20 protein-coding genes are annotated in these 19,039 nt (G+C 47.4%); 15 read left to right on the forward strand and 5 right to left on the reverse strand.

The genetic code is table 11. The annotated features are described in order from the left end of the window. The first annotated feature begins 56 nt into the window (after nucleotides 1–56). From JX580_RS00085 to moaC, 7 genes are all read left to right on the forward strand, one after another. Nucleotides 57–887 (forward strand): DNA ligase, encoded by an 831-nt coding sequence (locus tag JX580_RS00085; RefSeq protein WP_248850773.1) that lies wholly within the window; start codon nucleotides 57–59, stop codon nucleotides 885–887. 54 nt (nucleotides 888–941) lie between these two features. Continuing rightward, complete coding sequence (gene glmS, locus JX580_RS00090) at nucleotides 942–2,801, forward strand: glutamine--fructose-6-phosphate transaminase (isomerizing) (protein ID WP_248850774.1); 1,860 nt, start codon at nucleotides 942–944, stop codon at nucleotides 2,799–2,801. A 157-nt stretch (nucleotides 2,802–2,958) separates the two neighbouring features. Next, entirely contained in the window at nucleotides 2,959–3,954 is a 996-nt protein-coding gene (gene moaA / locus JX580_RS00095; protein WP_248850775.1) for a GTP 3',8-cyclase MoaA, read from the forward strand. 56 nt (nucleotides 3,955–4,010) lie between these two features. Further along, the gene (moaD, locus tag JX580_RS00100) at nucleotides 4,011–4,259 is read left to right on the forward strand and encodes a molybdopterin converting factor subunit 1 (RefSeq protein WP_248850776.1); all 249 of its coding nucleotides are present in this window, start codon (nucleotides 4,011–4,013) and stop codon (nucleotides 4,257–4,259) included. Between the two features lies 1 nt (nucleotide 4,260). Then, a complete protein-coding gene (moaE, locus tag JX580_RS00105) occupies nucleotides 4,261–4,737 on the forward strand; it encodes a molybdopterin synthase catalytic subunit MoaE (RefSeq protein WP_248850777.1) in 477 nt (158 codons plus the stop codon). A gap of 29 nt (nucleotides 4,738–4,766) precedes the next feature. Beyond that, complete coding sequence (locus JX580_RS00110; RefSeq protein WP_248850778.1) at nucleotides 4,767–5,966, forward strand: molybdopterin molybdotransferase MoeA; 1,200 nt, start codon at nucleotides 4,767–4,769, stop codon at nucleotides 5,964–5,966. 11 nt (nucleotides 5,967–5,977) lie between these two features. Continuing rightward, a complete protein-coding gene (gene moaC, locus JX580_RS00115; protein ID WP_248850779.1) occupies nucleotides 5,978–6,457 on the forward strand; it encodes a cyclic pyranopterin monophosphate synthase MoaC in 480 nt (159 codons plus the stop codon). Here moaC and ggt read toward each other — a convergent pair. Continuing rightward, entirely contained in the window at nucleotides 6,454–8,148 is a 1,695-nt protein-coding gene (gene ggt / locus JX580_RS00120) for a gamma-glutamyltransferase (protein WP_248850780.1), read from the reverse strand. The genes moaC and ggt overlap by 4 nt on opposite strands. Nucleotides 8,149–8,179: 31 nt before the next feature. On the opposite strand from ggt, the gene JX580_RS00125 reads away from it, so the two are divergent. The 3 genes from JX580_RS00125 to JX580_RS00135 all read left to right on the forward strand — a co-directional run bounded on the left by JX580_RS00125 (nucleotide 8,180) and on the right by JX580_RS00135 (nucleotide 9,270). After that, on the forward strand, nucleotides 8,180–8,341 hold the full coding sequence (locus tag JX580_RS00125) for a hypothetical protein (RefSeq protein ID WP_248850781.1): 162 nt from the start codon (nucleotides 8,180–8,182) through the stop codon (nucleotides 8,339–8,341). A 77-nt stretch (nucleotides 8,342–8,418) separates the two neighbouring features. Beyond that, nucleotides 8,419–8,847, forward strand: coding sequence for an NUDIX hydrolase (locus tag JX580_RS00130; protein WP_248850782.1), 429 nt, complete (start codon nucleotides 8,419–8,421; stop codon nucleotides 8,845–8,847). Between the two features lie 219 nt (nucleotides 8,848–9,066). Continuing rightward, a complete protein-coding gene (locus JX580_RS00135; protein ID WP_248850783.1) occupies nucleotides 9,067–9,270 on the forward strand; it encodes a hypothetical protein in 204 nt (67 codons plus the stop codon). A gap of 589 nt (nucleotides 9,271–9,859) precedes the next feature. Here the strand turns inward: JX580_RS00135 and JX580_RS00140 are convergent. Beyond that, a complete protein-coding gene (locus JX580_RS00140; RefSeq protein WP_248850784.1) occupies nucleotides 9,860–10,720 on the reverse strand; it encodes a YicC/YloC family endoribonuclease in 861 nt (286 codons plus the stop codon). 108 nt (nucleotides 10,721–10,828) lie between these two features. On the opposite strand from JX580_RS00140, the gene rph reads away from it, so the two are divergent. From rph to JX580_RS00160, 4 genes are read left to right on the forward strand one after another with little or no spacing between them, the layout of a single operon-like run. After that, nucleotides 10,829–11,563 carry a ribonuclease PH gene (rph, locus tag JX580_RS00145; protein ID WP_248850785.1) on the forward strand — a complete coding sequence of 245 codons (735 nt, stop codon included), beginning with the start codon at nucleotides 10,829–10,831 and terminating at the stop codon, nucleotides 11,561–11,563. 13 nt (nucleotides 11,564–11,576) lie between these two features. Then, nucleotides 11,577–12,158 carry an RdgB/HAM1 family non-canonical purine NTP pyrophosphatase gene (rdgB, locus tag JX580_RS00150; protein WP_248850786.1) on the forward strand — a complete coding sequence of 194 codons (582 nt, stop codon included), beginning with the start codon at nucleotides 11,577–11,579 and terminating at the stop codon, nucleotides 12,156–12,158. A gap of 7 nt (nucleotides 12,159–12,165) precedes the next feature. Continuing rightward, nucleotides 12,166–13,341 carry a radical SAM family heme chaperone HemW gene (gene hemW, locus JX580_RS00155; protein WP_248850787.1) on the forward strand — a complete coding sequence of 392 codons (1,176 nt, stop codon included), beginning with the start codon at nucleotides 12,166–12,168 and terminating at the stop codon, nucleotides 13,339–13,341. 13 nt (nucleotides 13,342–13,354) lie between these two features. After that, nucleotides 13,355–15,415 (forward strand): AsmA family protein, encoded by a 2,061-nt coding sequence (locus JX580_RS00160; protein ID WP_248850788.1) that lies wholly within the window; start codon nucleotides 13,355–13,357, stop codon nucleotides 15,413–15,415. On the opposite strand, the gene JX580_RS00165 is transcribed toward JX580_RS00160, so the two are convergent. Continuing rightward, nucleotides 15,412–16,734, reverse strand: coding sequence for a DEAD/DEAH box helicase (locus JX580_RS00165; protein ID WP_248850789.1), 1,323 nt, complete (start codon nucleotides 16,732–16,734; stop codon nucleotides 15,412–15,414). The genes JX580_RS00160 and JX580_RS00165 overlap by 4 nt on opposite strands. Nucleotides 16,735–16,935: 201 nt before the next feature. Here JX580_RS00165 and JX580_RS00170 point away from each other — a divergent pair, with 201 nt between their 5' ends. After that, entirely contained in the window at nucleotides 16,936–17,448 is a 513-nt protein-coding gene (locus JX580_RS00170) for a hypothetical protein (protein WP_248850790.1), read from the forward strand. 78 nt (nucleotides 17,449–17,526) lie between these two features. Here JX580_RS00170 and hemE read toward each other — a convergent pair whose 3' ends face one another. Next, the gene (gene hemE, locus JX580_RS00175; protein ID WP_248850791.1) at nucleotides 17,527–18,591 is read right to left on the reverse strand and encodes a uroporphyrinogen decarboxylase; all 1,065 of its coding nucleotides are present in this window, start codon (nucleotides 18,589–18,591) and stop codon (nucleotides 17,527–17,529) included. A gap of 124 nt (nucleotides 18,592–18,715) precedes the next feature. Further along, a complete protein-coding gene (locus tag JX580_RS00180; protein WP_248850792.1) occupies nucleotides 18,716–18,967 on the reverse strand; it encodes a type B 50S ribosomal protein L31 in 252 nt (83 codons plus the stop codon). Nucleotides 18,968–19,039: the final 72 nt, after the last annotated feature.

Genomic DNA, 19,039 nt, shown 5'->3' on the forward strand with positions numbered 1-19,039 from the left:
TATATTTTAAATATACTACATAGTATAAATGGCCAGACTAAAGCAGGAGGCTAGTTATGCTGATTAAGGCATTAATACTCGTTTTATTGAATGGCATGGTTTTTCTTGCTCAAGCTCAAGCGCCAAAACTGGTGTTGTTAACCGAGTATCAGCAGCAAAATGTTGACGGTTGGCTGATGAGTGAAAAGCTTGATGGCGTTCGCGCCTACTGGGATGGTCATCAATTGCTAAGCCGTCAGGGTAACCGCTTTTATGTCCCGGATTGGTTTATTGAACAATTGCCTCCGTTTGAGTTGGATGGCGAGCTGTGGCTAGGCCGTGGCCAGTTTGAGCAAACCTTATCGATTGTCCGCCAGCAGCAACCGGATGATCGTTGGCAGCAAATTGGATATTATGTGTTTGAGCTGCCCAATCAATCAGGTGGCCTGCAAGCCAGGTTGGCGGTTTTGCAAACCTATTTAGATCAATTTCCGCAGCCTAATTTACATCTGATTTTGCAAACGGAGATAAAATCAGGATTTAATTTAGCTGAACACCTGAAATTGATCGTTGCGCAAGGGGCGGAGGGTTTAGTTTTGCGCGAACCTGCGCAACTTTATCACACCGGTCGTTCTCCCTATGCACTCAAACTAAAGCCAAAATGGGATGCGGAGTGCACGGTCACCGGTTATACCGAGGGAAAGGGCAAATACCAGGGGCAGGTCGGGGCGCTACTCTGTTTAAATGATCAGCAACAACTACTTAGACTGGGCAGCGGTTTAACCGACGCACTCCGCGCCATGCCGCCGGAACTGGGCAGCCGCATCACCTATCAATATAACGGTTATACTCAATCAGGCTGGCCGAGGCATGCGGTCTTTTTGCGGGTTAGAGAGGATGGGTTTTAGCTTACATGCTAAAATAGTGCGATATTATTTCAACGTCTTAAAGGGTGATAGGTTATGTGTGGAATTGTCGGCGGTGTAACAGAGCGTAATCTTGTGCCGATTATGTTAGAGGGCTTGAGACGTCTTGAATACCGAGGTTATGATTCAGCCGGCGTTGCAGTGATGGATGCCGAGGCCAAACTATTACGTCGTCGTTCCCTAGGTAAGATTAAGGCGCTGGAAGCTTTAATCCATGCTGATGAGCAACCGATTGCCGGTCAAATTGGCATTGCTCACACCCGTTGGGCCACCCACGGCGTCCCTTCAGAGGCGAATGCTCACCCCCATATTAGTGATAATCAGGTTGCGGTCGTACATAACGGCATTATAGAAAACTATCAGCAACTCAAAACCCAGCAACAAGCCTTGGGTTATGCCTTTAGTTCACAAACCGATACCGAAGTGATTGCCCATTGCATTGTTGAGCAGCTAAAACATGAATCGGATTTACTGAGTGCTGTGCAGTCTGCGATTCACAAATTTGAAGGTGCCTATGCGTTGGGGGTAATTTCTAGCCACGAACCAGAACGCTTGATTGCTGCGCGGAAAGGCAGCCCGCTGGTGATTGGCGTTGGCATTGGCGAGCACTTTATTGCTTCAGACGTCTCTGCCCTTTTGCCTGTTACCCAAACCATGATCTTTCTTGAAGAGGGCGATGTCGCCGATATTCGTCGAGATCGTTTGCAGATTTATGATGCGCAAGGCCAAGCCGTTGAACGTGAGGTGCGGGTGTCGAGTTTAAGCGCCGCAGCGGTTGAACTGGGCGAGCATCGTCACTATATGCACAAAGAAATTTTTGAACAGCCCCAGGCCATTAGCGATACGCTAGAGGGTCGGATTACCCAAAAAAACGTATTGGTTAATGCATTTGGTAACCAAGCCGAAGCCTTGTTTGCCGAGATTGAGCAGGTGCAAATTATTGCCTGTGGAACCAGTTATCATGCAGGCCTGGTGGCTAAATATTGGTTTGAAGATATTTTACAGTTGCCTTGTCAAGTCGAAGTGGCCAGCGAGTTTCGCTATCGTAATCCGGTGGTCGAAAGCAAAACCCTGTTTGTGACTATTTCACAATCAGGTGAAACAGCGGACACCTTGGCAGCCTTACAGCAGGTTAAAGCGATCGCCAAACAAAAGGGGTTAAGCATCCCAACCCTAACGATTTGCAATGCAGCGGAATCTTCGATGACGCGCGAATCCGACCTGGTATTTTTAACGCATGCCGGGCCGGAAATTGGCGTGGCAAGCACCAAGGCGTTTAGTACGCAACTCGTTTCGCTCGCGCTATTGCTGACTTCGATCGGCAAGGTTCAAAAACGGCTGACTGAAAAACGTGAAGGCCTGATTGTAAAAGGGCTCAAGAAGCTACCAGGCCTGGTACAAAATGCACTCAGCCATGAATCCACTATCCAAAATTTAGCTTATCGTTTTGCTGATAAACAAAATAGCCTGTTTCTGGGGCGTGGAACCATGTATCCGATTGCAATGGAAGGTGCGTTAAAACTTAAAGAGATTAGTTATATTCATGCCGAAGCCTATCCGGCGGGTGAGCTCAAACATGGGCCGCTGGCGCTGATTGATGAAACCATGCCGGTGGTGGCGATTGCCCCGCATGATGATTTGTTGGAAAAGCTCAAATCCAACCTACAAGAAGTCAATGCGCGTGGTGGGCAGATGATTGTGTTTGAAGATGAAAAATCCAATACCAGCTCGGATGGTACCTTCACGGTGGTCAAAACCACCAGCAATGTTGGCCGTATTACCGCGCCGATTACGTTTAATATCGTGCTTCAGCTTTTAGCCTACCATGTCGCCTTAATCAAAGGCACCGACGTTGATCAACCGCGTAATCTTGCCAAATCAGTTACGGTCGAATAAACCCTGGCTTAAGTCGGTGTGCATGAGTCAATAGTTTACTCCACATCGACCATTTCCATGATTCTTAGCCATTTTTAGGCTTGAGTTACCCAGCGGCTTGATATATTATTACCAACCGTTATAGCCAACCGAACCTAACGGTTCAAAGATGAAGCTGATGAAAGAATTAATTGATCCTTTTCAACGAAAAATAGAATACCTGCGGGTATCGGTCACCGATAAATGTAACTACCGCTGTGGCTATTGCATGCCCGAGCAGGGTGTGCATCCAGAGGGTAATCACACAGAATACTTGTCGTTTGATGAGTTAACTCGAGTGATTAAAGCCTTTACCGAACTAGGCGTAAAAAAAGTGCGTTTAACCGGTGGTGAACCGCTGGTTAGAAAAGGCCTGGCTGACTTTGCTGCTAATTTAAGTGCATTACCAGGCCTGGTTGATATTGCGTTATCAACCAATGCGCACCATTTAGACAAACATGCCGCTGCTTTGGCACCCAGTGTCAATCGTGTCAATATTTCGATTGACTCACTAAATGCCAATAAGTTTAATCATATTACCCGAGGCGGTGATCTAGTGAAGGTGATGGCCGGTATTGATGCAGCCTTAGCGCATGGTATGAAACCGGTTAAGCTCAACATGGTGGTGATGAAAGGCACCAATGATAACGAAATTGAAGCGATGGTTGATTTTGGTATTCAAAAGGGTGTCGAAGTTAGGTTTATCGAAACCATGCCGATTGGCCCGGCCGGGGTCAGTATGATGGATCAACACTATCCGGCGGATAAAATTCTAAAGCGTGTTCGTGAGCATGTTGGCAGCGATTTAATACCGTCAAGCAGTCGAACCCATGATGGTCCGGCGCGTAATTATTTGATTGCCGGTACGGATGCAAAAATAGGCGTGATTTCCGCGGTGTCCCAACATTTCTGCGAAACTTGTAACCGGGTGCGCTTAACCGCAAGAGGCTTTTTAGCCCTGTGCTTGGGTCAAGAAGATGGCGTCGATCTGCGCGCACCCTTGCGTGCTGGGGTGACGGATGAAGAACTACGTCAGGTGATTATTGATGCGATAGCTAAAAAGCCCGAGCGTCATTTCTTTAACGAAAACGTTCATAATATTGAGTTCCGCCAGATGGTGTCGTTGGGCGGGTGAGCTTGAATGGTGAAAGTTGAGTTGTTAGTGTTGAGTGAAGATTGAGGAGTAGACGGATGGTTAATGTTTTATATTTTGCGAGTTTGCGTGAGACCTTTGGTCAAGCACAAGAACAGGTTCCGGCACAGTTTAGAACCGTGGGGGATTTAATTCATAGTCTTGCGGAGCGGGGCGAGCAATGGCGTGCGCATCTGGTAGAAAGCAATGCCATTCAAGTGGCGGTTAACCATGACATAGCGAACCGAGAAACTCCGCTTAAAGCCGGTGATGAAGTTGCATTTTTCCCACCGGTCACCGGAGGTTAAGATGGCGGATGCACAAAATCCGTTTGTACGGGTGCAGACTGAAGATTTTGATCTGAGTACCGAAGTCAACTGGTTGCGAAATGAGCATGCGGATGTCGGTGCAGTCGTGGCCTTTGTCGGCACGGTTCGCGATATTAATGAAGGCGATGATGTTCAACAACTTGAATTGGAACACTACCCGGGCATGACTGAAAAAGCCCTTGAAAACATTCGTCAACAAGCCCATCAACGATGGGCGCTAGAGTCCAGTTTAATCATTCATCGAATTGGAAAAATGCAGCCGAAAGACCAAATTGTACTGGTCGCCGTCGCCAGTCGCCATCGTGAAAATGCCTTTGAAGCCGCCCACTTTATTATGGACTATCTCAAAACCAATGCACCTTTTTGGAAAAAAGAGTGGACGCCTGATGGCGAGCGCTGGGTGGATGCACGCCTAAGCGATGAACAAGCCATGCAGCGTTGGTTAAACAAAGCCTAATCTTTAACACAAGCCTAATCTAAAAACCTATGAAAACAGTAAATCAAGCAATTGAATATTTGATTGCCCAAGCCTCCAAAACCCAACTGACCGAATCACGCTCCTTAGCGAATGCTTTGGGTTGTGTATTGGCAAAACCGGTAGTTTCAGCGGTTAATGTGCCGCCGCACGATAACTCGATGATGGACGGCTATGCGGTTAACACCGCTGAAATACAAATCGGCCGATCGATGGCGGTTAGCCAGCGTATTCCGGCGGGAACCCAGCCCGAGCCGTTGGCAGCTGCCAGTGTCGCCCGCATTTTTACCGGCGCGCCGATTCCATCAGGTGCCGATGCGGTGATTATGCAAGAACAAGCCGAAATAACCGAACAAGGTGTGTGTTTTCAACAAATGCCTAAGTCGGGTGAATCTATTCGACGCTGTGGTGAAGACATTGCGGTGGGGGCAGAAATTCTGTCCAGCGGTCATCAACTGCGCCCTCAAGACTTGGCATTAATAGCTTCAGTAGGCCAAGCTGCGGTTGAAGTTTACAAACCCTTAACCCTCGTGACGCTCACCACCGGCGATGAACTACTGCAGCCTGGCCAAGCGCCCCAGCCCGGCAAAATCTATAATTCTAATCACACCAATCTGATGACACTGGTCACCCAATTAGGTTTTAACTGGGTTGATATGGGACAGGTTGAAGATACCTTGAAAGCCACCCAAGCCGCCTTGAGCAAAGCAGCGCAACTTGGTGATGTGATAATCACTACAGGCGGCGTGTCGGTTGGCGAAGAAGACCATCTAAAGCCGGCGGTAGAAGCACTGGGTAAGCTAGATATGTGGCAGGTGAAAATGAAGCCCGGTAAACCGCTGGCTTTTGGTGAAGTGATGGGTAAGCCCTTTATTGGTTTGCCAGGTAACCCGGTCTCGGCCTTTACCACCTTCAATCTCTTTGCTCGCCCGTTTTTACTGGCGATGCAAGGCGTGACCGATTTAATGCCGCCTTCGGTCTGGCTTACTGCCGATTTTGACTGGCCTAATCCCGGGTTTAGGCGTGAATTCGTACGCGCACGTATCGAAAATCGTGACCAAACCAGTTACGCTCAAATTTATCCAAACCAAGGCTCAGGGGTATTGACCTCTACCGTTTGGGCAGCAGGCCTGGTAGTGATCCCTGAAGACCAAGTCATTAAAAAAGGCGATCGCGTCGAATACATTTCATTTAACGACCTAGCACACTAAAGGAACCCATCATGTCTTCTTTGACCCATCTTGATGAAAAAGGCCAAGCCCGCATGGTCGATGTCAGTGATAAAGCCCATACCGAGCGCGAAGCCCGCGCAATGGCTGTGATCTTTATGCAACCCGAAACCCTTCAAATGATTGCTGAAGGCAAGCACAAAAAAGGCGATGTGCTCGCCACCGCAAGGATTGCCGGCATTATGGCCGCCAAGCGCACTCCCGACCTGATCCCGATGTGTCATCCCCTGATGCTAACCTCGGTTAAGGTTGAACTCACGCCTAATTTTGATAATGCCAGTGTTGAAATTGTCGCCATCTGTAAGCTTGTTGGCCAAACCGGTGTCGAAATGGAAGCCCTCACTGCGGCCAGCACCGCTGCCTTAACGCTTTACGATATGTGTAAAGCCGTGGACAAGGGCATGGTTATCAACCAACTCCAATTGTTAGAAAAGAAAGGCGGCAAAAGCGGTCACTGGCAACGTACCCACTAATCATCGAATGATGTTTTCTTATTAGGGATCGTAAACACGCGGCTTTCCCCACGTCCCCGATGATCCGAAGCCGCGCTCAGTTCGCCATTCGATTGGCTATGAATTAATTGCAAGTCGCCAAAAAAACGTCGCTGTTCTACCGTATATCCCATTGATTCGAGTTGATTCAGGGAGTCGGCCGCCAGCGTGGGATGAAAGCCAATATGATCTTCCGGCCAAAGCTGGTGGTGAATTCTTTCCACATCAATCGCTTGTTGGGCATCCATCTCAAACTCGATCAGGTTGACCAGTGCTTGAAACACGCTGGTTATAATGGTCGACCCGCCCGGCGTACCGAGAACTTGTTGAACTTGGTTCTGTTTTAGCACCAGGGTCGGGGACATGGATGAAAGCATACGTTTATTTGCTTCAATCGCATTCGCTTCACCCCCGACCACACCATATAAATTTGCCACCCCCGGTTTAGCCGAAAAATCATCCATTTGATTGTTCATTAAAAACCCTGCGCCCTCAATCACCACGCCATTACCAAACGGCATATTGAGCGTAATCGTTGTTGATACTGCATTGCCTTCAGTGTCAATAATCGAATAATGCGTGGTTTGTTCAGACTCCTTTAACCCCGGTTGAACCCCTTGGCTATCAGAAATCCGTGTCGGATTAACTTGTTGCGCACGTTGAAGCAAATAGTCCTTATCCAGTAACGCCTCGACAGGTACTTGATAAAAATCCGGATCGCCAAGATAGGCTGCGCGATCAGCATAGACACGCTTCATGATTTCAGCAAGCAGGTGAATATACTCTGGGCTATTATGCGCTAACCCTTCAAACTCATGGGCTAGGTGTTGTTTGATGTTAAGGAGCTGGATCAGTGCAAGTCCGCCTGAACTTGGGGGCGGTGCGGAAACAATCTGGCGACCTTGCCACTCACCCACCAGCGGTTTTCGCCAGACGGCTTGGTAAGCTGCTAAATCCTCCAAACGGATCAGGCCTTGGTTTTGCTGCATTTGTTGGCTAAGATAGCGCGCCGTTTCGCCATGATAAAAGTCTTTATAACCCTGTTGCGCAATGCGGCGCAAGGTATTGGCTAACTCAGGTTGTTTAAATGTTTCTCCGGGATGTAAATCACCAAAATAATCCGAAAAATTAATCACATCGGTTTTATCCGCAGTCCAGCCTTGATACCAACGAGCGGTTTCAGCAAGCTTAGGATGAACCTCAAAACCTTGCTCGGCGAGCTTAATAGCCGGTTCTACTAACCTTGACCATTCAAGCTTGCCATAACGTTGATGCGCCTGCCAATACCCCATTACACTGCCGGGCACGCCGGATGCTTGATAACTTAATAACGATTGATAAGGCAAAACCTCACCCTTTTCGTCTAAAAACAGATCCCGATGGGCTTGAGCCGGTGCGGTTTCTCTAAAATCAAGGAAGTTATTTTCGCCTTGATGATGAATCAACATAAACCCACCGCCCCCCAGGTTTCCGGCCTCAGGGTAGGTGACCGCCAATACAAAACCGACGGCCACTGCCGCATCAATCGCATTACCACCGGCTTGGAGTACCGATTGCGCCACCTCTGCCGAATAGCTATCCGGCATCGCGACCGCAGCCGGTTTAGCATGTAACGATGAAAAACTTAGAAGAGTGAAGAAAAAAATAACGAACTTTAAGCGATAACTTGGCATGGTAATTCCTTGTATTTAATTCGCAGTTTGGGTGGCGTATGGAAAACAAAGCCGAGGAAATCCAATTGATTTAGCTAAAAGAATAGCAGTTTTAAAAGGCTTTATCGAGCAGAGTTTTCATCGATTTAGACCGATTGAACACCATTACAGCAGCTTGGCCGACATGGCAAATGGCTTGTCTAATCTGTATTAGCTTGAAAAAATTGATCAACTCTCACGTCGCGACTTATACTATTTGTTTAAAATCAGCAGTTCAAGGTAACCGAATCTATGGCAAATAACCCCGAATGGCTCAATCCGCGTTCAGCGGCTATTCCAATCATGCGTGATGCGCAGGGTATCAAGGTGGTTTTGGTCACCAGCAAACCGAATGGTAATAACTGGATTTTTCCTAAAGGCCAAGTTGAAATGGGTATGGCGGCGCACCTATCTGCAGCCAAGGAAGCTCTCGAAGAAGCAGGTGTGATTGGGCAGGTTAACCCCGAGGTGTTTGATCAGTATCAACATAAGAAGTGGGGCGGCAGCATGACGGTGCGGGTTTATCTGCTTGAGGTGACCGAAGTTCTTTCAAGCTGGCATGAAATGCATCAGCGTGGCCGGAAAATCCTGCCGCTGGATGACGCGATCAATCTGATTCATGCTCCGCAAAAACAGTCTTTAATAAAACTGATGCAACAGCTGAAAAACAAGGCTATCTAACGTTCACTATCCTTTTAGACCATGCCAGAACACCAGAACAATTAGTTATGTTTAATTTAAAAGGAATTAAAAAGTGGAATGGTTTACAAATATCCAAATAGGTCTAGACTTGGCAACTGGTATTTCAATTTTGACTGCTGCAGTTGGTTATTCAATTGCATCTTGGCGCTGGAATGAAAAAACAATGCGATTCGTGCCATTCAAACCAGACAGAAATACATGATGGAGGCAATTGAAAAACTCACAGATAAGCTTCAAGATGTAAAAAGTTTTGATAATAACATTAAGCGGGCAGCCGCGGAAGGTAAGGATTTTCCGTCGAGGCAAATAGCAGATCAAGCATTTAGTATAATTAAAACAGCCGAAACATTGCAGCAAGGGGTATTTTCGGCTTGGGCTACAAGTCAAGAGATTACCTTTTGAAGCTCTGAATTCAACTATTAAGTGTTTTAATATCGAAAAGTAAAAGACACCAAAATTGGATTGATCCTAAAGCTAAAACACTGGACACAATAGTGGCTATTTATGGCCTTTAATCTATATAGTAGATACAACTGTATCCAATAGGTCGTTGCGGATGAATCTTACCTTATTTGATGATACCGATGTAAGCCAAGCCTATGCGGCTTATTTGCGTGGGTTACGCCAACAAGCCAAACTGTCACGCGCGGCATTGGCAGAGTGAAGCTGCGTGCCTACGGCCACGATTAAGAAGTTTGAGCTGACTGGGAAAATTTCATTTCGCCAATTGTTGTTGCTTTGGCAGACCCTCGATTCGCTAGACAGGCTCTATCAACTCACACAATCTAACATAGCGCGCACCACCATGCCCTCTAGCATTGATGAGGTGCTAAAAGATGCCTTTTAAACCCATTCAAAAACTCATCGTTACCCGAACCTTAAGCTCCGGTGAACATGCCGCCCCAAGTGGGCACATGAAACCGAAGCGTTACTCCATAAGAAAGTGAGCTATGCAGAGCTATAACTGGAGTCCTTTTTGTAGCTAACCCCTTTATTCAATATTTTGAACCTGTTCGCGCATTTGTTCGATCAGTACCTTGAGTTCTACGCTGGTTTGGGTGGTGCGTATATCTATCGACTTGGAGCCGAGTGTATTGGCTTCTCGATTGAGTTCTTGCATTAGAAAGTCTAGGCGTCTTCCTATGGCGCCGGTTTGTTGAATCACGCGTTCGACTTCATCAAGATGGGTGTAAAGCCGATCTATTTCTTCGGTAATATCGGTTTTTTGTGCCAGCATCGCAAGTTCTGTGGCGAGTCTTGATTCATCAAGGCTGGCGGTCATTTCTGCAATTCGGGCAGTGAGTTTGGCCTGTTGTATCGCTAGGATTTCGGGCATTAGCGGTTTGAGTTCGGCCAGTTGTTGGCGTATCGCTTGACAGCGTTGGTTTAGCATCTCGGCTAGCTGTGCGCCTTCACGTTCGCGGACTTGATTGAGTTGTTCGAGTGCTTGGTGAAAGCTGGTTAAGATTTCCGTTTGGTAGTCGGTTAAATTGGCCTGTGGGTTAGCAAGCAGGCCTGGCCAATTGAGTAGGTCGAGCGGATTGATCTGTGTGGCTTCGGGGAGCGCGAGTTGGATTTGGTTGATCGCTTGGCTGAGTTGCTGTAATTGCAAGTTGTCAATCACATAACCCTGTTCATTTTGGTGAAGTTCATAGCGCAGCCCTATATCGAGTTTGCCGCGTTGTAAGGATTTTTTACAGGCTTCACGCAACGGCATTTCTAGCGCACGGGCGGCTTCCGGCAGGCGAAAATTTAACTCCAAAAAGCGTTGGTTGACAGCTCGAATATCCCAATGGATTTGGCCTGCGTCAAAGTTATGGCTCAAGTGTGCCGATGCGGTCATGCTTTTCATAAATCCGTTCCTATTTTAATGCTAATGGCTTGCGGTTAGTTTCAGGGGCGCATAAGGCTTAAGGTATAATAAGCGCCATTTTAACAGGTTGAGCAGAAAGGAACAGCAATGCGTCCAAGCGGAAGAAAGGCTTCTGAAATAAGAGCCGTGAAGATAAGCCGGAATTTTACCAAGCATGCCGAAGGGTCAGTGCTAATCGAATTTGGTGATACCCAGGTGATTTGTACCGCCAGCGTGGAAGACTCGGTTCCCCCGTTTTTAAAAGACAAGGGTCAAGGCTGGTTGACCGCTGAGTACGGTATGTTGCCGCGCTCGACCGGAACAAGGATGCGCCGTGAGGCCAGTGCGGGTAAACAGGGCGGGCGTACCTTAGAAATCCAACGTTTGATTGGTCGGTCATTGCGCGCGGCCTTAGATTTAAGCCAGTTGGGTGAGCGAACGATTTATATTGACTGTGATGTGATTCAAGCCGATGGCGGTACGCGTACCGCATCGATTACCGGTGGTTTTGTTGCCTTGTCTTTAGCGATTGAGCATTTAATGGCGCAGGGTAAGCTGGCGGTGAATCCGATTGTGAATCAGATTGCTTCGGTGTCGGTAGGGGTGTACCAAGGTCAGGTGGTAGCAGACTTAGATTATGCCGAGGACTCGAGTGCGGATACGGATATGAATCTGGTAATGACCGCGCAGGGTGAGTTTATTGAGGTTCAAGGTACGGCAGAGGCTGCACCGTTTAGCTTGACGCAGATGAATGAGATGATGACCTTGGGTCAACAGGCTATTTTTAGTCTGATTGAGAAACAAACCGAGGCCTTGTCGCCATTACCGAGCTTGGATGCATAAAGGAATAGGCCGAATGGAAACGCTGGTACTTGCAACAAACAACAAAGGTAAGCTGAAAGAAATGCTGGCATTATTGCCGGGCAAAGATGTCCGTCCACAGGGCGAATTTTTTTCCGAGGAAGCGGGCGAAAACGGTTTAAGTTTTATTGAAAACGCCTTGTTGAAAGCGCGTTTTGCTTCAGCAAAAACAGGTTTACCGGCGATTGCCGATGATTCCGGCATTGAGGTGGCGGCTTTAAATGGTGAACCGGGTATTTATTCAGCCCGTTATGCTGGTATTGGCGCTACGGATCGCCAAAACCTAAACAAGCTTTTGGAAAAAATGGACGAGGTTGAAGACGGTCAGCGTCAGGCCAGTTATTATTGTGCTATGGTGTGTGTGCGTCATGCCAATGATCCGACGCCCTTAATCGGTTTAGGCCGTTGGAAAGGGGTGTTATTGCGCCACCCGCGCGGCGAGGGTGGATTTGGTTATGATCCAATTTTTTATGTGCCTGAATTCGATTGCACCGCAGCTGAACTCGATCCGATTGAAAAAAACAAAATCAGCCATCGTGCGCAAGCGTTGCGATCGCTGATTGCGCAATTGGCCTAGCCGTTGAATGTTGCAGTTTAGCCAGCCTTTACCCTTATCCCTGTACATCCATTACCCTTGGTGTGTGCAGAAATGCCCCTATTGTGATTTTAATTCACATCAGGCTAAGGCCGATTTAGCGCAACAGGAACGCGCTTATTTGCAAGCGTTGGTTAAACAGTGTGAGCAGATGTTGCCTTGGATTTGGGGGCGACCGATTGCGTCGATCTTTTTTGGCGGCGGTACGCCAAGTTTAATCTCGCCTGAGGGCTTGGATTGGTTGATGTCGCAGTTACGGGCATTGCTGGGGTTTGCCCCGGACATTGAGATTACGCTTGAAGCCAATCCCGGCACGGTGGATGAAGCCAAGTTTATTGGTTTTCGTCAGGCGGGCATTAATCGGCTTTCGTTAGGAATTCAAACTTTTAACCCGGTTCATTTGCAAGCCTTGGGGCGCATACATAATGATGACCAGGCCTTGTCAGCGATTGAAAAAGCTAAACAAGCCGGCTTTAAGAATTTTAATTGTGACTTAATGTTTGCCTTGCCCGGGCAATCCTTGGAACAGGCGTTGAACGATGTTCGGCGTTTGGTTAAGGCGGCACCACCGCACATATCCCATTACCAACTCACCTTGGAGCCTAATACGCCATTTTATCGTCAACCGCCGATATTGCCGGATGAGGATTTGGCTTGGGAGATGCAGTTGGCCTGCCAAGCGGCACTTAAACAGGCGGGTTATCTTCATTACGAAGTGTCGGCCTTTGCTAAACCGGGCCATCAGGCGCAACATAATTTAAACTATTGGCAGTTCGGTGATTATTTAGGATTGGGCGCAGGCGCACATGGCAAAATAACCTTAGCGCAAACGGCGGAGGTTTGGCGAACGCAAATGCCGGCTTCGCCAGGCGCGTTTATGCAACTAATGGCACAAGCGCAAACCAGTAGGCCTGGTCGTTGGCAGAAGGTTGAGGCCGATGAATTGGTTTTTGAATTTATGTTGAATGCGTTAAGATTGCAACAAGGATTTGAGTTGGATTTATTTAGCGCGCGGACAGGATTAAGCCTAGAAAAAATTAAACACCCCTTGAGTGAACTTCAGCAAGAAGGTTGGATTACACTTAGCTCGAATTGGCTCGAGGTGACGCCCCGAGGCCAAACCTATTTAAACAGTCTTATTGAACGATTTTTGGACCCTTCCTGACCAGGAGTAACCTATGGCAAGCCTAGTAAAACGCCTAGTAAAAATTTTATTAATTGTAGCAATCAGTGTGCCTTTGTTCGTGCTGATCGGTTTTGTGTTGGCGATTAGTTTTATGGACTTTAATAAATATAAGCCTATGATCGAGCAAGAAATCAGTAATAAAACCGGTTTGGATTTAACCATTTCCGGTGATCTAAAGGCGGGCGTATGGCCTTTGCAGCTTACCATTGAAAATACTCAGGTTTCCAGCCCTTCTGCCGATCCCGAAGCTGAACCTCTACTGCGTTTTGATAAGCTCAATCTGCAAGCCTCCTATGCCGATTTATTTTTACGTCGTCAAATACAACTGACCGCGATTGAATGGTTTCAACCTCGGCTTGTGGTGACGCGTCAGCTTGACGGTCAATTGAGTTGGCAAAAACAGGCTGCATTAGAGGCAGATTGGCAGTATCGTCGAGTCGTGCAAACGCAAGAGGAAGCCGCCTTGGTCAACGCGATTCTGACACCTTTGGCCAAACTGGTTAAAGAGTACGACTTAAAACTCAAGCGTTTTAGCCTTTATCAGGGTGAGCTAATTTGGCGTGACTTGATCAATGATCAGGCCTTGGATATTAGCGCGCTTAACTTTGAAGCCCTGCCGATTCAACTCACCGAACCTATTGCGATTAAGCTGGAAGCAGAGGTTAAAAACCTACACACTCAACAAAACTGGCGTTTGAATTACCAAGCTAACTTGCGGCTTTCAGATAGCCTGGATCAGATACAGCTCTATGATCTTCAGGGTTCGAATTGGATCGAATGGCCACAGCAGTCGGCGCGTGCTCCGCTTGAATTGAGTGTCACACTTAAGCAACTGAGTGGCGTTTTTTCAGAGAATGATTGGCAGTGGCAGGGCTTAGCCTTAAGCTCGGAACACCTTGCATTTGAAATGGATTTAGCGCTGCAAGGGCGCGATCAAGATCAAGCCTATCAGACTCAACTTAGAATTAAGCAGGCGAACCTACGCTATTGGTTTGATCACTGGGATTGGAGTTACCCGAATTTTATTAATGAACAAGCCTTTACTCAATTGTCGGGTGAGTTAGATGCGCAATGGGCCAACCAGGCCTGGTCATTGGATCGTATTGCCTTAAATCTCGATCAAACTCAAATTATGGGTCAGTTTGCTTATCGCTTTACCGAGCAAGCCCCGATCTATCAGTTTGATCTAAACCTAGATCATTTAAACCTAGATTTCTACGCAGCTAAAGCGAGTGAGCCAAGATTAGCGGCAGATACTCAACCCCCCCAAGAAGTCGCAACCTATTTACCGCTTGCGGTGCCGGTGAGTACCCTGCGTGAAAGTAAGATTCAGGGGCGTTTAGCCATCGGTGATTTGCAGGCCTGGCAAACACAGGTTCAAAAGGTTACCATCGGCATAGATTCAAACTATGGACAAATGAGTTTGGCACCGTTTGATGCTCAGCTCTATGGCGGAGAATGGCTCAGTCAGTTGCAAGTGGATGTTAACCAAGATACGCCCAAATATAAGCTAAAGGGGCGTATGAATCAGGTCGATGCCCAAGCGTTTTTACTAGATTTATTAAGCTATGATCAATTAAGCGGACAGTTACACAGCCGCTTCGATTTAACAACCCAAGGCAGTAATCTGGATGCGATTAAATACCATCTTAATGGATTGTTTTCTGCTGAGATCAAAGACGGTGTTTACAGAGGTCTTGACGTCAATAAATTGTTGGCGGGGCGTGTGTCGGTTGAAGGCGATGTAACCGAACTGGATCAGCTGGTGTTGAGAGGTGAAGCGATTAACGGTATTTATCATATTCAACAAGCCGAACTTGATTCGGCGCGTTTTAGCGCACGTGCATTTGGTCGGGTTCATATCCCGCTTGCCCAAATAGACAGTCGGCTCCAGTTAACCTATCAACAACCCCCAGAAGCCCTAGCTAAACTAAAAGGGATGCAGGTGCCGATTAAACTAACCGGGCCATTGCGTGAACCGAAATGGCAGGTTGAATTGAGCCAACTTCTGTCGCCGGACAATGCCCAGCGACTGTTAAATCTTTTCCGTTAACCGCGGCTTTTAGCTGCGGTTGAGCTGGATGATTTACGATCACGGCTTGGCCAGCGATTCGGTTTTGGTTTAGCTTGACCATCGGCTTGACGCGCACCGCGGCCAGCAGCAGGCCTGCTGTTTCGGTTTGCTGCCGGTTTAGGCGCGCGTCTCGGTTTACGGTCTAATGAAGTTTCCGGCAGATTATGATTAGGTTCAAAGCCCGCTTCAAAACGTCTTGGCAACAGCTTGCCGGTTAGATGTTCAATACCGGCTAACAATTCCACTTCATCCGCACAGACTAACGATAAGGCTTCACCTTTTGAACCGGCGCGTCCGGTGCGACCAATACGATGCACATAGTCTTCCGCCACATTCGGTAAGTCAATGTTAATCACATGCGGTAACAGGTCAATATCTATGCCGCGTGCGGCGATATCGGTAGCGACGAGTACGCGCACCTTGTTAGCTTTAAAATCGGCCAGTGCCTTGGTGCGCGCGCCTTGGCTTTTATTGCCATGCAGTGCTGCTGCCGGAATACCGGCTTGAATCAGTTTTTCACAAATGCGGTTCGCGCCATGTTTGGTTTTGCTGAAAGCTAAAACCTGTTGCCATTGGTTATCCGCAATCAGGTGAATCAATAGGTCGGTTTTACGCGCCTTGTCAACTGGAATCACGGTTTGCAGTACCAGTTCTGTGGTGCTGTTTGGCGGGGTGACCGACACTTGTTTGGGTGCGTTCAAAAACTGATGCGCCAGTTGCTTAATCGAGTCAGAAAAAGTCGCCGAGAACATCAGCGTTTGGCGTTTTTTCGGCAATAATTTAGCAATGCGTTTTAGATCATGGATAAAGCCCATATCCAACATACGGTCGGCTTCGTCTAGCACCAAAACTTCAAGTTGATCAAATTTCACCGCATTTTGCGAGTGCAGGTCAAGCAAGCGCCCGGGGGTGGCGACCAATACATCGACGCCGCGACGAAGTTTCATCATTTGTGGGTTAATGCTGACGCCGCCAAACACCACTGAAGAGTGCAGCTTTAGATGCTTGCCATAGTTGACCACGCTTTCATGAACTTGTGCGGCTAATTCACGGGTTGGGGTTAATACCAGTGCGCGGACCTGATTCGGTTTTGCGCCCGTGCCTTTAGCCAGATTATGCAACATCGGCAAGGTAAAGCCAGCGGTTTTACCGGTACCGGTTTGAGCAGCGGCCATCAAGTCTTCGCCTTGCAAAACCAGCGGAATCGCTTGCTGTTGGATGGGTGTAGGGATGGTGTAGCCTTCATCAGCCACGGCTTGAACCAAGGCAGGGTGGAGGTTTAATTCATTAAATGTCATTGTCTTCAGACCTTTAGCGCAGTGCGCAATAAGTGAAGCGATCTGAAGTGCAAGCAAACCAAACCGCAAAACCGTTAAGTATGGGCTAAAAGATCATAAATTGCGAGTAAATTATTTTAAATTCTAGTCTCAAATTAGTGAGTGCAACAGGGTAAAATTTAACCTCAGCTTGTTGCTGAATAAAACAAAAGGAGTGATAACGTGAATAAAATACTTAGCCTGGCAATGGGTTTAGGTTTGGCGGTGGCTTTGCCGGTCAATGCGCTGGTGGTTGAATTGGCCGATCCGGCTTGGGATGGTGAAAAAATCCCACAGGGTATGCAGTGCCAAAAGTTTGGTGGTGAAGGCCCTCGAACCCCTGCCTTGATGATCAGCGATATTCCTGAAAATACCAATCTATTGATTTTTGAATACAGTGACGAAAGCCATAAACCGATGGACAATGGCGGTCATGGTAAGTTTGGTTATGCGTTAAATGAATCGGTAACGAAACAATGGGTGCCGCAGGTTTCAGGTCATAGTTTTGAATTGCCCAAAGGCTTTTTTATGATTGAACAGCATCGTAACCCGGCATGGGATAAGGCAGGCGCCTATATGCCGCCTTGTTCAGGTGGCCGCAATAATCTCTACTATGTCACGGTTAAAGCCGCACAGCTAAAAGACGATGGCGTTACGATTAAAGCAACTCAGCGCCTAGATTTAGGTCGTTATTAGTCGTTTAGTAAATTTATAAGTAAACAACAACAGCTCGTTTTCCCTAAAAGAAAACGAGCTGTTTGTTTTTGAAATCAATTAGGCGTGATATTTAGGGCTTAGTTCGACGACAGCGTTGATAAACGCGCCTGCGTGTTCAGGCTTCACCTCAGGGTGAATGCCGTGTCCAAGGTTAAATACATGACCTGAGCCTTGACCATATTTTTCTAAGATGGTCGCCACTTCTTGACGGATACGTTCAGGCGAAGCATAAAGCATGCTGGGGTCCATATTGCCTTGCAGGGCAACGCGATCACCGACGCGACGACGTGCATCATCAATATCCGTGGTCCAGTCGAGTCCTAATGCATCAGCCCCGGTATCCGCCATCGCCTCAAGCCATTGGCCTCCACCCTTGGTGAACAGAATCACCGGAATTTTTTCGCCATTATGCTGACGTTTTAAACCGGCTACAATTTTAGCCATATAGTTAAGAGAGAATTCCTTGTAATCACGCGGGGTGAGGACACCGCCCCAGGTGTCAAACACTTGAACTGCTTGTGCACCGGCTTCAATTTGGGCGTTAAGATAGGCAATCACCGAGTCAGCCAATACGTCTAAAATGTGGTGCAGGGTGGCCGGCTCGTCATACATCATGGCTTTAATTTTAGAAAAGGTTTTGCTTGAGCCACCTTCAACCATATAGGTTGCCAGTGTCCAAGGGCTACCAGAAAAACCAATTAGGGGTACACGACCATTGAGCGCTTTGCGAATCGTGCTGACCGCATTCATCACATAGCCAAGTTCTGAGGCCATATCAGGCACATAAAGTTTTTTCGCATCAGCAAGGCTGCGCACTGGTTTATCAAAAATAGGGCCTTCACCGGTTTCAAAGCGTAAGCCCAGACCCATGGCATCCGGGATGGTTAAGATGTCTGAAAACAGAATCGCGGCATCGAGTGGAAAGCGTTCAAGCGGTTGCAAAGTGACTTCACAGGCCAGTTCAGCATTGCGGCATAAGTCCATAAACGAACCGGCTTGCGCGCGGGTAGCCCGGTACTCTGGTAAGTAGCGCCCCGCTTGACGCATCATCCAAACAGGGGTGCGGTCAACAGGTTGACGAGTGAGTGCGCGAAGGAAGCGGTCGTTTTGTAATGCTGACATGGAAAGCCCTTTTCAAAAAATCAAAAGCGTTATTTTAACGCTAAAGTATCAAGGTGTCATTTTTAGACAATAAAAAAGCCGCAATAATGCGGCTTTTGCAAGAAGGTAAAGAACCAGCTTGGTATTAGCGACGAAGTGAACCGTATTTTTGACGGAACTTTTCAACGCGACCTTCAGTGTCAACAAGTGTTTGCTTACCAGTATAAAACGGGTGAGAAGCACTTGATACTTCAACACGTACCAACGGGTATTCTTTACCGTCTAATGTAATCGTTTCGCCAGAAGTTTTTAGGGTTGAACGAGTTAAAAAAGATTCACCAGTTGAAATATCCTGGAAAACCACCTCGTTGTATTCTGGATGAATGTCTGCTCTCATAATGACGGTCCAAGTTTAATGGGGTTTAAAGTTAAAGGCGAGATTTTAACAGGGAAATTGTTAAAATCAAGG

It is taken from the genome of Thiomicrospira microaerophila (assembly GCF_023278225.1).
Classification (GTDB): Bacteria; Pseudomonadota; Gammaproteobacteria; order Thiomicrospirales; family Thiomicrospiraceae; genus Thiomicrospira; species Thiomicrospira microaerophila_A.

Excerpts from the sequence above, each read along its gene's own strand:
- JX580_RS00085 (WP_248850773.1), top strand. The coding sequence starts at position 57 with ATGCTGATTAAGGCATTAATACTCGTTTTATTGAATGGCATGGTTTTT.
- glmS (WP_248850774.1), top strand. The coding sequence starts at position 942 with ATGTGTGGAATTGTCGGCGGTGTAACAGAGCGTAATCTTGTGCCGATT.
- moaA (WP_248850775.1), top strand. The coding sequence starts at position 2,959 with ATGAAAGAATTAATTGATCCTTTTCAACGAAAAATAGAATACCTGCGG.
- moaD (WP_248850776.1), top strand. The coding sequence starts at position 4,011 with ATGGTTAATGTTTTATATTTTGCGAGTTTGCGTGAGACCTTTGGTCAA.
- moaE (WP_248850777.1), top strand. The coding sequence starts at position 4,261 with ATGGCGGATGCACAAAATCCGTTTGTACGGGTGCAGACTGAAGATTTT.
- JX580_RS00110 (WP_248850778.1), top strand. The coding sequence starts at position 4,767 with ATGAAAACAGTAAATCAAGCAATTGAATATTTGATTGCCCAAGCCTCC.
- moaC (WP_248850779.1), top strand. The coding sequence starts at position 5,978 with ATGTCTTCTTTGACCCATCTTGATGAAAAAGGCCAAGCCCGCATGGTC.
- ggt (WP_248850780.1), bottom strand. The coding sequence starts at position 8,148 with ATGCCAAGTTATCGCTTAAAGTTCGTTATTTTTTTCTTCACTCTTCTA.
- JX580_RS00130 (WP_248850782.1), top strand. The coding sequence starts at position 8,419 with ATGGCAAATAACCCCGAATGGCTCAATCCGCGTTCAGCGGCTATTCCA.
- JX580_RS00135 (WP_248850783.1), top strand. The coding sequence starts at position 9,067 with ATGATGGAGGCAATTGAAAAACTCACAGATAAGCTTCAAGATGTAAAA.
- JX580_RS00140 (WP_248850784.1), bottom strand. The coding sequence starts at position 10,720 with ATGAAAAGCATGACCGCATCGGCACACTTGAGCCATAACTTTGACGCA.
- rph (WP_248850785.1), top strand. The coding sequence starts at position 10,829 with ATGCGTCCAAGCGGAAGAAAGGCTTCTGAAATAAGAGCCGTGAAGATA.
- rdgB (WP_248850786.1), top strand. The coding sequence starts at position 11,577 with ATGGAAACGCTGGTACTTGCAACAAACAACAAAGGTAAGCTGAAAGAA.
- hemW (WP_248850787.1), top strand. The coding sequence starts at position 12,166 with ATGTTGCAGTTTAGCCAGCCTTTACCCTTATCCCTGTACATCCATTAC.
- JX580_RS00160 (WP_248850788.1), top strand. The coding sequence starts at position 13,355 with ATGGCAAGCCTAGTAAAACGCCTAGTAAAAATTTTATTAATTGTAGCA.
- JX580_RS00165 (WP_248850789.1), bottom strand. The coding sequence starts at position 16,734 with ATGACATTTAATGAATTAAACCTCCACCCTGCCTTGGTTCAAGCCGTG.
- hemE (WP_248850791.1), bottom strand. The coding sequence starts at position 18,591 with ATGTCAGCATTACAAAACGACCGCTTCCTTCGCGCACTCACTCGTCAA.
- JX580_RS00180 (WP_248850792.1), bottom strand. The coding sequence starts at position 18,967 with ATGAGAGCAGACATTCATCCAGAATACAACGAGGTGGTTTTCCAGGAT.